11 protein-coding genes are annotated in these 14717 nt (G+C 28.8%); 9 read left to right on the top strand and 2 right to left on the bottom strand.

What is annotated here, in order from left to right; translation table 11 throughout:
- Positions 1-3 precede the first annotated feature (3 nt).
- The 4 genes from ABCM86_RS02690 to ABCM86_RS02675 all read left to right on the top strand — a co-directional run bounded on the left by ABCM86_RS02690 (position 4) and on the right by ABCM86_RS02675 (position 5732).
- Positions 4-2382 (top strand): endonuclease MutS2, encoded by a 2379-nt coding sequence (locus ABCM86_RS02690; protein ID WP_343003436.1) that lies wholly within the window; start codon positions 4-6, stop codon positions 2380-2382.
- A 47-nt stretch (positions 2383-2429) separates the two neighbouring features.
- Complete coding sequence (locus tag ABCM86_RS02685) at positions 2430-2882, top strand: DUF523 domain-containing protein (protein ID WP_195930664.1); 453 nt, start codon at positions 2430-2432, stop codon at positions 2880-2882.
- Between the two features lie 105 nt (positions 2883-2987).
- The gene (argS, locus tag ABCM86_RS02680) at positions 2988-4688 is read left to right on the top strand and encodes an arginine--tRNA ligase (protein ID WP_295573252.1); all 1701 of its coding nucleotides are present in this window, start codon (positions 2988-2990) and stop codon (positions 4686-4688) included.
- Between the two features lie 120 nt (positions 4689-4808).
- The gene (locus ABCM86_RS02675; RefSeq protein WP_295573249.1) at positions 4809-5732 is read left to right on the top strand and encodes a hypothetical protein; all 924 of its coding nucleotides are present in this window, start codon (positions 4809-4811) and stop codon (positions 5730-5732) included.
- On the opposite strand, the gene ABCM86_RS02670 is transcribed toward ABCM86_RS02675, so the two are convergent.
- Positions 5729-5929: a hypothetical protein gene (locus tag ABCM86_RS02670; protein WP_195930661.1), complete on the bottom strand. Its 201-nt coding sequence runs from the start codon at positions 5927-5929 to the stop codon at positions 5729-5731. The genes ABCM86_RS02675 and ABCM86_RS02670 overlap by 4 nt on opposite strands.
- Positions 5930-6035: 106 nt before the next feature.
- On the opposite strand from ABCM86_RS02670, the gene ABCM86_RS02665 reads away from it, so the two are divergent.
- Positions 6036-7805 carry a B12-binding domain-containing radical SAM protein gene (locus tag ABCM86_RS02665; RefSeq protein ID WP_343003435.1) on the top strand — a complete coding sequence of 590 codons (1770 nt, stop codon included), beginning with the start codon at positions 6036-6038 and terminating at the stop codon, positions 7803-7805.
- An 18-nt stretch (positions 7806-7823) separates the two neighbouring features.
- Positions 7824-8966: a tetratricopeptide repeat protein gene (locus ABCM86_RS02660; protein ID WP_195930659.1), complete on the top strand. Its 1143-nt coding sequence runs from the start codon at positions 7824-7826 to the stop codon at positions 8964-8966.
- A 574-nt stretch (positions 8967-9540) separates the two neighbouring features.
- On the opposite strand, the gene ABCM86_RS02655 is transcribed toward ABCM86_RS02660, so the two are convergent.
- Complete coding sequence (locus ABCM86_RS02655; protein WP_343003434.1) at positions 9541-10137, bottom strand: LysR family transcriptional regulator; 597 nt, start codon at positions 10135-10137, stop codon at positions 9541-9543.
- 781 nt (positions 10138-10918) lie between these two features.
- Between ABCM86_RS02655 and cooS the strand changes: the two genes are divergently transcribed.
- The 3 genes from cooS to ABCM86_RS02640 all read left to right on the top strand — a co-directional run.
- The gene (gene cooS, locus ABCM86_RS02650) at positions 10919-12886 is read left to right on the top strand and encodes an anaerobic carbon-monoxide dehydrogenase catalytic subunit (RefSeq protein WP_195930657.1); all 1968 of its coding nucleotides are present in this window, start codon (positions 10919-10921) and stop codon (positions 12884-12886) included.
- A 145-nt stretch (positions 12887-13031) separates the two neighbouring features.
- The gene (locus ABCM86_RS02645) at positions 13032-13826 is read left to right on the top strand and encodes a carbon monoxide dehydrogenase accessory protein CooC (RefSeq protein ID WP_195930656.1); all 795 of its coding nucleotides are present in this window, start codon (positions 13032-13034) and stop codon (positions 13824-13826) included.
- 138 nt (positions 13827-13964) lie between these two features.
- The coding region (locus ABCM86_RS02640; RefSeq protein WP_343003433.1) for a formate--tetrahydrofolate ligase at positions 13965-14717 on the top strand (753 nt) is incomplete at its 3' end.

Below are 14717 nucleotides of genomic sequence, written 5' to 3'. Positions count from 1 at the left end.
AGAATGAACGAAAAATCGCTTAGAGTTTTAGAGTTTAATAAAATAATAGATAAGTTAAAAACAAAGGCGTCATCTTCTTTAGGGCTTAAACACATAGAGAATTTAAAACCGAGTAATGACTTTGATGAAGTAAAAAACACATTACTTGAAACAAGTGAAGCACAAGCTATACTTATTAAAAGAGGTTTAGTAAGTATGGATGGAATACATGATATAGAAGACAAGGCAAAAAGAGCTCATGTAGGGGCTACATTAGACCCAGGGTCACTTCTTAAGATAGCAGACTGCCTAAGAGTAGCACGTAGCCTAAAAAGAAATTTAGAAGGTTCAGAAGAAGAAGATTTCAATTATCCAATAATCCAAGCTCTTACAAACTCTCTATATACATATAGAGACATAGAAGATAGAATATACACTTCTATAGTAGGAGAGTCTGAGATTTCTGATAATGCATCGACAACACTTAGAACAATAAGAAGAAGGATTGTTCAAAAGAATCAATCTATCAGATCGAAATTAAATTCTATAATAAGTTCGACTACATATCAAAAATACCTACAAGATAACATAATATCTATGAGAGGTGATAGATTTGTTATACCAGTAAAAGCTGAATATAGATCAGTAGTTTCAGGTATAGTACATGACCAATCATCATCAGGGGCTACATTATTTATAGAACCTATGAGTATAGTTGAGATGAACAACGAACTTAGAAAATTAAAACTTGATGAACAAGAAGAAATAGAAAGAATACTAGCTGAATTATCAGCAATGATAGGTGAAATTTCTTCAGAATTAATCTCAAATCAAGAGATTTTAGGTAAATTAGATTTTGCATTTGCAAAAGGTAAATTATCTGTAGAGATGAGAGCGATAGAACCAGTTCTAAACGAAGAAAAATATTTCTACATCAAAAATGGTAGACATCCAATGATAGATAAGAGAGATGTCGTTCCAAATACTGTTTATCTTGGTAAAGACTTTGATACATTAGTTATAACAGGACCAAATACAGGTGGTAAAACTGTAACAATAAAAACAGTAGGTTTATTTGCACTTATGACACAAAGTGGTCTTCATATACCGGCTGATTTTGGAACTAGTATGTGTGTATATGACAATATATTTGCTGATATAGGTGATGAGCAAAGTATCGAACAAAGTTTATCTACATTCTCATCACATATGACAAATACTGTTTCTATCTTAAAAGAAGTAACAAGTGATTCTTTAGTAATATTTGATGAACTTGGTGCCGGTACAGACCCAGTTGAAGGGGCAGCTCTTGCAATAGCTATACTAGAAGATGTAAATATGGCTGGAGCTAAGTGTATAGCAACAACTCACTACAGCGAACTTAAAAACTATGCTCTTACTAAAAAAGGTGTAGAAAATGCTGCTGTTGAGTTTGATATTGATACTTTAAGTCCAACATATAGACTATTAATAGGTGTTCCAGGAAAATCTAATGCATTTGAAATATCAAAGAAATTAGGTTTAAGTGAATACGTAATAAACAGAGCTAAAGAATTTATAAATACTGATAATATAGAATTAGAAGACGTACTACAAAACGTAGAAAAAAATAGATTAAAAGCAGAAGAAGATAGATTAGAAGCTGAAAAATTAAAAAGAGAAATAGAAGAAATTAAGGCAGAATACGAAGATAGGCTTGAAAGAGTTATGTCTCAAAGAGAAAAGATAATTAGCAAAGCTAAATCTGAAGCATTTAGCATAACTAGACAAGCTAAAGAACAATCAGAAAATATCTTAAAAGAGCTTAGAAAATTAGAAACAGAAATGGCATCAAAACAAAAACAACAAAAAATTGATGCACTTAGAAAAGAATTATCTGACTCAATGGGGAACTTACAGCCTTCAGTAAAAAGTATGATAGTGCCAAAAGTATCTTCTAAAGAAATAAAAGATTTAAAACCAGGTGATGATGTAAAAGTAGTAACATTAAACCAAGACGGAAGCGTAGTTTCTGTAGACAAAAAGAAAAAAGAAGCTGTCGTACAAATTGGTATAATGAAAATGACTCTACCATTTAAATCATTACAAAAAGTACAAAAAGACAAAAAATCAACAGTTACTAAAACAACTCGTAAGATAATTAGCGAAAAATCAGGAAAAGTAAAAGGCGAAGTTGATTTAAGAGGAATGAACTTAGAAGAAGCAATAATGGAAGTTGAAAAATATCTTGATGATGCCTGTGTTGCTGGACTTGAAACAGTGACAATAATCCACGGTATAGGTACTGGAGTTCTTAAAAAAGGTCTACAAGACGTATTAAAAAGAAACAAACACGTTAAATCAAAACGTCCAGGAGAATATGGAGAAGGTGGAGCAGGAGTTACAATAGTAACTTTAAGATAATATAAAAATCTAAAAGATTAACTTTATAGTTAATAAAGGTGAAAATTATGATAATAGTATCAGCTTGCTTATTAGGAGAAAACTGCAAATACAGCGGTGGAAATAATAAATCAGAAAATGTGATTAAGTACTTAGAAAATAAAGAATATATCTTAGTATGTCCAGAACAACTTGGTGGATTATCAACACCAAGAGATCCGTCTGAGATTATAACAACTGGAAAAAAAGATGGACATGATGTATTAGACGGTTCTGTAAAAGTTTTATCAAATAAAGGCATTGATGTAACATCAAACTTTATAAAAGGTGCAGAGGAAACTTTAAAAATAGCAAAAGAGTGCAATGCTAAAAAGGCAATATTAAAAGCAGGAAGCCCTTCTTGCGGATATAAAAAGATATATGACGGTACTTTTTGTGGAAATAAAATAAAAGGAATGGGAGTAACAGCTGCCATTTTAAATAAAGAAAATATAGCGTTATTAGATGAAGATGATATATAATTTATATCTTGAGTATATATAAGTTGAAAAACTTGAAAAAAATTAGAATTTGATTTAACATAGAGTAATAAATATGAACGTATTACAATAAGAGAGGAGAATAGAATGCAAGATTTTAAACTAGCAATCGCAAACTGTCTTAAAGAAAAGATAGAAGACTTAACATTAGAAGAAATAGTAGCATTAATAGAAGTGCCACCAAATAAGGAGATGGGGGACTTTGCGTTTCCATGCTTTAAATTAGCAAAAGTATTTAGAAAGGCTCCAAATATGATAGCTGCTGATTTAGCAGAAAATATTGAAGCTAACGGTGCAATATCAAAAGTTATGCCACTTGGAGGGTATGTAAACTTTTTCGTAAATAAATCACAATTAGCTAAAACAGTAATAAACGACGTTTTAACTAAAAAAGAAAAATATGGACATTCTGATTTAGGACAAGAGAAAGCTGTAGTAATAGACTTCTCATCTCCTAACATAGCAAAACCATTCCATATAGGACATATAAGAACTACTGTTATAGGTAATGCATTATATAAAATATATGATTCACAAGGGTACAACGTAGTTAGAGTAAACCACTTAGGAGATTATGGAACTCAATTTGGTAAACTAATAGTTGCGTTCAAACTTTGGGGAAGTAAAGAAGCTGTAGAAGCAAATCCAATACCAGAACTATTAAAATTATATGTAAAATTCCATGAAGAAGCTGAACAAAAACCAGAAATGGAAGATGAAGCTAGAGCTTGGTTCACTAAATTAGAAAACGGAGACGAAGAAGCAAAAGCTTTATGGCAATGGTTCAGAGATGAAAGTTTAAAAGAATTCGCTAGAGTTTATGATTTACTAGACATAGAGTTCGATTCATATGCAGGTGAATCATTCTATTCAGATAAAATGGATTCAGTTATAGAAACATTAAAAGACAAAAAATTATTAGTACAATCTCAAGGAACAAATGTTGTTGACTTAGAAGAATACAATATGCCACCAGCATTAATAACTAAAAATGATGGTTCTACTTTATATATGACTAGAGATTTAGCTGCTGCTATATACAGAAAAAATACTTATGATTTCGATAAATGTATATATGTAGTTGGTTCTCAACAATCTCTACACTTCCAACAATTATTTAAAGTATTAGAACTTATGGGATATGAATGGTCAAAAGACTTAATCCACGTTCCATTTGGTATGGTTGCTTTAGAAGAAGGAACAATGTCTACAAGAAAAGGTAGAGTTGTATTCTTAGAAGATGTTTTAAAACAAGCTGTAGAAAAAACAAAAGAAATAGTGCTTTCTAAAAATCCAAATGCTAAAAATGTAGACCAAATAGCTAAACAAGTTGGTGTTGGAGCAGTAGTATTCCAAGAGTTATCTAACAGTAGAATAAAAGATTATACATTCTCTTGGTCAAGAACACTTAGTTTTGAAGGTGAAACAGGACCATATGTTCAATACACTCACGCTAGATGTTGTGCAGTTTTAAGAAAAGCAGAGGAAGAAGTAACTACAGATATAAACTACGATTTATTATCTGATGGTGATGGAGCAGAAGTATTAAAAGTAATCGGATCATTCAATAAATCAATACTTGCTGCAATGAGAAAAAATGAGCCACATATAATAACTAGATTTGTTTTAGATTTAGCTCAAGCATTCAACAAATTCTACCATGACAACCCAATCTTAGTAGAAGATGCTGAACTTAGAAAAGCTAGACTTGCATTAGTTGCTGCAACTAGACAAACTATAGAAAATGCTTTAGCATTATTAGGAATGCATGCACCAGAAAGAATGTAATTAATTGTAATAAAGTAAAATTTAAAAGGGGCTGTTGTACTATTTGAAGGAATACTAAAATAGTACGGGGCTCCTTATTTAATTATTAAAAGGAGGGAAGCTCCATAGGGCGGTTATTATATGAAAGATGATTTAATTAAAAATTGTTATATATCATCATTTGACATAGAGGACACTAGTTTAAAACATTTGATGATAATTGGTACAAAATGTCTTATAGATAATAAGTTGCAGAGAAATGTATATGTTGATAACAAGAGGCTTAGAGACGAGCTAATTTATTTTAATTTTTATGAAAATAAGCCACAATATATGGATGTATTAAATGTATTGTTGCCTCTAATTTTATCAAATACAAATATACAAAAAAGCGAAGATGAGGTATTATCCCTTATTCAAAAATATGTGAAGTACTTAAAAAGAGATAAGTATTTATTTGATTATATTTTAGCATCTGTATTATATAATAGTCTGATTCACAATTTAATAGACAATCCAAATTTAGAATATGAAGAAATACTTCAATCTATTAAAGAAAAGATGATTGGTTTACAAATAGAATTAGACAAAGCCAGTATGATAAAGTTCCAAATGGCGAGAATAAAAGCTATACAGATTATAGATAATTATATAGATTTAAAAATATGTGATTATGCAGAAAATGAATTAATAACAAACTTATTAAATGTTATTTATGACATCTATATAGAAGATAGAGAATGTTTAAATGATGGAATTTTAAGTATGAAAAAATCTATATTATCTATACTATCAGCAGAAGCTAATTTAAATATAGAGAATATAGATTTTATATCTTCAATGGGTGCGTATATTACAAAATTGAGAAAATACTCAATAAATAAGTCTCCGTATAATACTGGTTCAGATCCAAGAAGTTTGATTAATTTGAATCAAGGCGATACTATAGTTGATCCAATTTTAAACAAAATACAAGTTATATCTAAAGATTTTAGTAATAACATATTGAGAATTTCTGTTAAATCAAAATCTGGGCAATATACATTTAATTTTAAAAGAGTTTAGCAGTTTTCTTCTAGATAACCAAGAAATTGCTCTTCACTAGTTTCTGTTAAAAAACATAGTTCTTTTACTATGCTATTTCTAAGTTCTATGAAGTCAGGATTTTTTGTTTTTTTACTAGTAAACTCTAATGATTTTATTATTAATAATAAGTCTCTTTTTGATAAGTCATTAATAGTAACTTGATCGATTAATTCCATAGCAAACTTCCTTTCTAAATAGTAATTATATACTTATTATATTACAACATTATTCGATTTAAATACAGAGAAAAACAGTTTATAAATAAAAAAAGAGGTGGAAAATTTGAAAGTATTGCTTACAACTTTGAATTCAAAGTTCATTCATACAAATTTAGCAATAAGATACATCAAAGAGAGTATAAAAGACTTAGTAGATGTTGATATAAGAGAGTATACAATAAATAATCAATTAGATTATATTTTAAAAGATATTTACTTAGCTAAATACGATGCCATATTCTTCTCAACATATATATGGAATATATATGATATCGTAAAATTATGTGAAAATATTAAAAAAGTAAATCCAAATGTAATAATAGGATTAGGTGGGCCAGAAGTTTCTTATGACAGCGAAGAGGCTATGGAAAAATATGAATTTGTAGATTATATAATTCGTGGCGAAGGCGAAATGGTTATGAGAGACCTTATGAAGCACTTCAACGGGGAAATGGATATAAAACATGTCGACGGAATTACATATAGACAAGATGGAAAGATTATTCAAAACAAAGAACGTATGTTATTAGCAGATTTAGATTTAATCCCAAGTCCATATGAAAACTTAGACATAACAGAATATGAAAATAGAATCGTATACTATGAAACATCAAGGGGATGTCCTTTTAACTGTCAATACTGTTTATCATCAGCTATAAAAGGACTTAGATATTTCGGTATAGATAGAGTAAAAAGAGACCTTAAAAATTTAATTGATGCTAGAGTTTCACAAATTAAATTTATAGATAGAACATTTAACGCAAATAAAAAGTTTGCAAAAGAGATAATGGAATTCCTTATGGAAAATGATAATGGTTACACTACTTATCATTTTGAAGTAACAGCTCATTTATTAGATGACGACATGCTAGAATTCTTAAAAGACTGTAAAGAAGGATTATTCCAATTTGAAATAGGTGTTCAAACTACAAACCAAGAAGCATTAGATGCAGTTGGAAGAAGAGATGATTTCGAAAAGTTATCTTACGTTGTAAAAACTATAGAATCTTATCAAAATATACATCAACATCTAGACTTAATTGCAGGATTACCATATGAAGGATATGACAGCTTTGAAAAATCATTTAATGATGTATTTGGATTACAAATAGAACAATTACAATTAGGTTTCCTAAAAATGATAAAAGGAACAGGTATGAGAGCTAGAGCGGAAGAATTTGAATATGAATATAAAGATTATGCTCCATATGAAATACTTAGCAATAAATTTATAAGCTATGATGAAATATTAAAATTAAAAGATATAGAAGATATATTAGAAAGATATTATAACTCTAATAACTTCTCATTATCAGTAAAATATATAATTGAAAATTATTATAGTGAAAGTGCATTCAAATTCTTTGAAGAATTTGCAACTTATTTTGATGAAATGGGATATTTCCATCTTGCGCAAGGTAAGAATCAGTTGTATAGTATATTACTAGACTTCTATAAAGAAAAAATTACAGAAAACTATGATTTATTTATGGAAATATTAAAATACGATTATGTTTCTTTAGGTAAAATTTCAAGTGTTCCTAATATATTTACAAAAGTAGAAGTAGATAATATTAAACCGAGAGTACATGAATTTTTACACGAAAGAGAAAATTTAGAGAAATATCTACCTAAACATATAGATACGCCTACAAAATATATACTAAAATATGTTCATTTTGAACCATTTAAATACGACATATTAAAATTAAAACAAGATATTCATGCAAAATTGCAAGAAGAAGAGAACATAATATTATTTGTATATGACGACATAAAAGTATTTGAAAAATCTAGAACTTATAAAGTTGAATTAAAAGAACTTGTAAAATAGTTCGTAAGGAGGAACAATATGAAGTTTAGAATAGATAAATATTTATTATCTAAAACAGAGGAATTAGCTTTTATAACAGTTAAAGAAGATGCAGAATTTAATTTAGAGGGTTATACATTACCTAAAGAAGGTTTAAATGTGCCTATAAAAAATGAAGTATTAGTAAAAGGTATAAAAGAAAATACAGCACAAGATGGAATAAACTCTATGTCTATAGCTGATGCTATGATATACATAATAGGTATTGACCCACAGTTTAGATATAATGATGAATATAAAAAATTCTTAAAAGCATTAGAAAAGAATGTTAAATTTGATGCTAAATCATATATGGGATATATGTCTAGAAAATACTTTGAAATAGGTGAAGTGACAGATGCTCTTATATATGTAAAAGCACTTATAACTTTATACCCAGATGACATTCAAGGATTATATAACTATGCAATAGTTTGTCAAGAATTAGCGACTGAATACCAAAAAGATTACGATGCTAAAGCGATGAACGATATGTTATTAGAAGCTGGTGAAAAGCTTGAAAAAGTAACTAACTTAGATCCTAACTTTGCACTTGCATATTATCATTTAGGATACCATTATTATAACCAAAATCAATATATAAAAGCAAAAGTAATATGGGAAGAAGCATTAAAACTAGGACTTGATGAAGATTTTGTAGCAGAAGTACAAGATAACTTAGGAAAAATGTACTCTAAAGTAGAATATGAAGAAGGATATACTCTAGTATTCCAAGGAAAATTTGAAGAAGGACTAGAAAAACTACTTCCATTAGAAGAAAAATACGGAGATTGGTGGAACCTATTATTTATGATTGGTTTAGCTTATAAAAACATGGGCGAAATAGAAAATGCTAAAGAATATTATGAAAAAATACTTAGAATGAAACCACAACAAGTTGATACTCTAGTTGAATTAGCATTATGTGAAGCATCTACATTAAACATGAATAGAGCAATAGAGCTTTTAGAAGCAGCTGCTAAATTAAAAGAAGACCCAGAAATACTTTGTAACTTAGGTATGGCGTACTTAAACGTAGGTAACTTTGATGATGCAAATTACTACATTGAAAGAGCTTATGAATTAAATCCAGAAGATGAAGTTACTGTAGCTTGTAAAAGAGAACTAGCTAAATATATATAAGTAAATAATATTTGAAATTTTATATACGGATAGACAAAATTTTTATAATTACTATCAAACAGAAAAAAGTTGTAGAATATACAACTTTTTTCTGTTTGTAAAGATTATTAATGCTTGTTAGAATAAGAAAAATGATAGAATAGTAATCTATAAAATAAAAGAGAAAAAGTTTTAATAAGTATAAATGAATAATAACAAATTGGAATATATAAAAGGCGTATTTTTATTGAAAAGGTATGATTAATAAAATATAATATGAGAGGTAAAAATAAAACTTATCTTCTATCATATCTTTTAAAAATATAAAAAATTTACTATTCTAAGAGTTATTTTCAAATATGTAAACAAAAAGTATTATTTAAAGAGTTTAAAATTATCAAGTATAGGGATAATTTAAATACAATATATGAATACATGAACATACATTGGAATGTATATAAAATAAATTAGGATAATAATGAAGGGAGTATGGATAAATAGCAGTATTTATCACAATTAAATATGAAAAATAAATTAAAAAAAGTATTATTAGTTATGTTATCAATAATTTCGATGATAAGTTTAGTAGCGTGTTTTAGCTCAACACAAAGTAGCCAATCATCAGATCATTTTTTAAATCTAAAAAATCTATAAAGTCATGATTTGCTAATTTATGATTTTTATTGACTATAGCATAAAGTTTTTCGTGCTTGATTAGTTTATAATCAAATTTATTTTTGTCAAAATGTGCAATTACAAAACCTAAATCAACATCCCCGTTTAATATAGCTTCTTCACACTTTGAATCCGTATATTCTTTTATATTAAGAATAATATCTGGATAAATTTTATTAAATTCATTTATTAAGTCAAATGAAAGAGAATTTATCACCCCGAATGGAACACCTATATTTAAAAATTTTTTGTTTTTCTGTTTTATTTCGTTAATACCCTCTGTTAAAATATCGAATTGATAAACAATAGTGGATGCCTTATTTTTTAGATATTCACCATATTCAGTTAATTCATTACCCTTAGAGGTTCTATTAAACACAGGTACACCGATTTCCTTTTCAAGGTTGCTTATAGATTTACTTAAGCCTTGTTGAGATATATATAAGTTTTTAGCTGCTTTAGAAAAACTACCATCCTTACATATCTGTAAAAAATATCTTAAAATTTTTATATCCATTTACTCCTCCAAATTATATTTATTTGTATATAAGTTATATTTATATACTATCTTGAATTATTGATTTTTACAAATTCCATTACTGAATAGAAGTATTTGTAGATTATAGAACTATTTGTAGATTGTTAAAAAATATATAATAAAAAATGCAATATATGAACTAAGTATATAATGTATGTAATATTGTAAATATAAAAATTAACTTAAATATATTAACTATACTAAAAATAATACAAATACATAGAAAATCTAAAAAATATTATAAAAATAAAATTTATTTAGATTTTAAAACTAATAATTGTTAAAAAAAATCAAATAAAAAGCCTGGGATAACGATTGCAAAAAGAGATAGGCAAGTGTACAATTGGAATAAAGTAGTATAGAATTAATTTGTATTACAAAAATTAAAAACTAAATGAAAAACATTTACAATTGATAAATCAAAGAGCTTATATCATAACAAAAATAATAAATTTAAATTCTTTAAAAATCTATACAAAAATATCAAAATTTATAGAAATTTAAATAATGAGAAGGCTTATAAAAACAAAATTTATCGAGTGTCAAAAAGACGTTTTATTCGTTAAAAAATTATTGAAATTTTTAACCAAAATTGGAAAAATTAGTATATAATTTAGTTAGGAATGTATTCTTAAAAGGAATATATTTTGCTGTCTAAAAATATATTTAATGATTGAGGATATATTTATATAAATATAGAGACAAATTCTTATAACAGCATTTTAGGGGAAATTAAATTTTTTTAAAGGGGAATATGAATATGGAAAAGAAAAAAGTTGATGTTTTAGAACAAATGCAAAATATGACTATAGACCTTAACAGTAAAGCCTTATTAGAAAAAGCTGAAAAAGACGGCGTTGAAACAATGTACAAAAGAAAATTAGGATATAAAGTACAATGTGGATTCGGTTTACAAGGTGTTTGCTGTAGAAACTGTGGTATGGGACCATGTAGAATAAGTCCAAAAACTCCAAGAGGACTTTGCGGTGCTGACGAACATACAATAGTAGGTAGAAACTATGCTAGAATGTGTGCTGGTGGTACAGCAGCCCATTCAGACCATGCCAGAGATATAACTCATACATTAGGATTAACAACTCCAGGAGGCGCATATCAAATAAAAGAACCAGAAAAATTAAAAGAATTTGCTGAATTCATGGGAATAGACCCAGAAGACAAAGATATATATGAATTAGCACATGAAGTATCTCATGTTTGTTTAATGGAATTTGGTAAACCACATGGCGTATCTAAATTATTAGCAAGAGCTCCAAAAGTAAGACAAGATATATGGAAAGAATATGGTATAGAACCAAGAGCAATAGATAGAGAAATTGCAACAGTAATGCATTCAACTCATATCGGATGTTGTGCTGATATAGATGCATTAATACATATGGCAATGAGATGTTCTATGGCAGATGGCTGGGCTGGATCTATGATAGGTACAATGTTATCTGATATATTATTCGGAACTCCAAAACCAGTACATACAGAAGCTAACTTAAATGTATTAGATGGAAATAATGTAAACATAATCCTTCATGGACATGAACCAACATTATCAGAAATGATAGTTTTAGCATCTGAATTACCAGAAATGCAAGACTTAGCTAAAGAAGTTGGTGCAGATGGTATAACATTATCAGGTATATGCTGTACTGGTAACGAATTAACAATGAGACATGGTATAAAAATAGCTGGTGACTTCCATCAACAAGAATTAGCAATAATCACTGGTGCTGTAGAAGCTATGATAGTTGACGTTCAATGTATATTCCCTGCATTAGCAGAAGTTGCAACTCATTATCATACTAAATTCATAACTACTTCACCAAAAGCTAAAATAACTGGTTCTACTTACATGGAATTCCATGAAGAAACTGCATTAGAAGATGCAAAAACAATAGTTAGAGAAGCTATATTAAACTTCAAAAACAGAGATAAATCAAAAGTTATGGTTCCAGAATTAAAATCAGAAGCTATGGTTGGTTATGCTGAAGAAGCTATAGTTGGACAATTAAATAATGTTGTTAATACTCAAATAGATGATATGAACACATTAAAACCATTAATAGATGTTCTTGCATCTGGTGTAATAAGAGGGGTAGTAGGAGTTGTTGGATGTAACAATGCTAGAACACCATCTAACTACAACCACTTAACTATAATGAAAGAATTAATTAAAAATGATTACTTAGTTGTAACTACAGGATGTGGTGCATCAGCAGCAGCTAAAAATGGATTAATGTTAAAAGAAAATGCACCTAAATACGCTGGTAAAGGTTTAGCAACAGTTTGCCAATTAGTTGATATACCACCAGTAATCCATTTAGGATCTTGTGTTGACAACTCTCGTATATTAAATATATGTTCATTAGTTGCTAATGCATTAGATATGGATATAGCTGATTTACCAGTTGCAGGTTGTGCTCCAGAATGGATGTCAGAAAAAGCTATAGCTATAGGTACTTATGTAGTTGGTTCTGGTATAGAAACATTCTTAGGTGTTATGCCTCCAGTTACAGGTTCATCTAGAGCTGTCGAAATATTATGTGGAAGCATAAGAGATAAAGTTGGAGCTAGCTTCCATGTTAATGAAGATCCAGTAAGCTGTGCTCAAGATATAATGGCTTGTATAGAAGCTAAGAGACCTCACTTTGAAGAATTATACCAAGAAAAAGTTCTTAATAAGAGAGTTGCTGGAGAATTAGTTAGCTTATACTAAGATTTACTGTTAAATAGATAAATATCAAATTTATAGAATAGATAAGGGTAGTCTATTAAAAACATAGACTACCTACAAATACATGTTAGACAGACATAAAAATAAATAGTTTATAAACTATATGACAAAAGGTGGTAATAAAAAAATGAAAGTAGCAATAACAGGAAAAGGTGGAGTAGGCAAAACAACTTTTGCCTCAATGTTATCAAGAATGTTTGCTGATGAAGGCTATAGAGTTGTTGCTGTAGATGCCGATCCAGATGCAAACTTAGCCTTAGCGCTAGGTTTTCCAAAAGAAGTATATGATTCAATAGTGCCAATTTCAGAGATGAAAAAATTAGTTTCTGATAGAACTGCAACAAGTGAAGGTACATTTAATAAAATGTTTAAATTAAATCCTAAAGTAGATGATATACCAGAAAAATACTGTAAAATGCACAATGGTGTAGGACTATTGACTTTAGGAACAGTTGATACAGGTGGTTCAGGATGTGTATGTCCAGAACATGTACTATTGAAAAGATTATGTTCTCATTTAATACTACAAAGTAAAGATGTTGTTGTTATGGACATGGAAGCTGGTATCGAACATTTAGGTAGAGGAACAGCACAAGGCGTAGATGCTTTTATAGTAGTTGTTGAGCCAGGGGAAAGAAGTTTACAAACTTATAGAAAAGTTAAAAAACTAGGCAAAGATATTGGCGTACAGAGAGTTTTCGTTGTTGGAAATAAAATGAGAGATGACGACGATATTGAATTTATAAAAAGTAATCTAGAAGATGGTGAAGCTTTAGGGTTTATTCATTATAATCAAACTGTAATAGATTCAGATAGAGCTAATCAGTCTCCATATGATGTTAGTGAAGAGACTAGAAATGAAATTAGAACTATAAAAAATAGATTACTAGAAATTGAAAAAGAAAACAAAAACAATAAATAATTTTTATTTTTATTTAGTTTAAAATTATTTAAATAGTATTTAATTAACATTAAATTTAGAAAAAATACTGTATAATTAAATTAGTATTCAAATTAATTGATGTTATTAAAATATATATAATGTGGGAGGATGTTTGTTATGGGATTCAAATCAGATATTGAAATAGCTCAAGAAGCTAAACCTCAAGATATTAGAGAAATAGCTAAAAAATTAGGATTAACAGAAGACGACTTAGAGTTATATGGTAAATATAAGGCTAAAGTCGACTATAACCTACTTAAAAAAGATAATGGTAAAAAGAAAGCTAAATTAATATTAACTACAGCTATCAACCCAACTCCAGCAGGAGAAGGTAAAACTACTACTACTATAGGTGTGGCTGACGGTTTACAAAAACTAGGTAAAAACGTATTAGTTGCGTTAAGAGAACCTTCTCTAGGACCAGTATTCGGTATCAAAGGTGGGGCAGCAGGTGGAGGATATGCACAAGTTGTTCCAATGGAAGATATAAACTTACACTTTACAGGTGACTTCCATGCAATAGGAGCTGCAAACAACTTACTAGCTGCAATGGTAGACAACCACATACACCAAGGAAATGAACTTAGAATAGATCCTAAGAGAATAACTTGGAGAAGATGCGTAGACATGAATGATAGACAGTTAAGAAATATCGTTGATGGTTTAGGTAAAAAAGGTGATGGAGCTGTAAGACAAGATGGATTTGACATAACAGTTGCATCAGAAATAATGGCAGCATTCTGTTTAGCTGACGATATAGCTGATTTAAAAGTAAGATTAGGTAGAATAATAGTTGGATACAGTTATGATGGAGAACCAGTAACAGCTAAACAATTAAAAGCTAATGGAGCAATGGCAGCATTATTAAAA

Origin of the sequence: Clostridium sp. 2218st1_F5_2218SCRN_220325, assembly GCF_039062665.1 — a bacterium.
In the GTDB taxonomy this organism is placed as follows: Bacteria; Bacillota; Clostridia; order Peptostreptococcales; family Peptostreptococcaceae; genus Intestinibacter.
The sequence above is the reverse complement of the archived record's forward strand: the minus strand, read 5'-3'. Positions and strand labels throughout refer to the sequence as shown.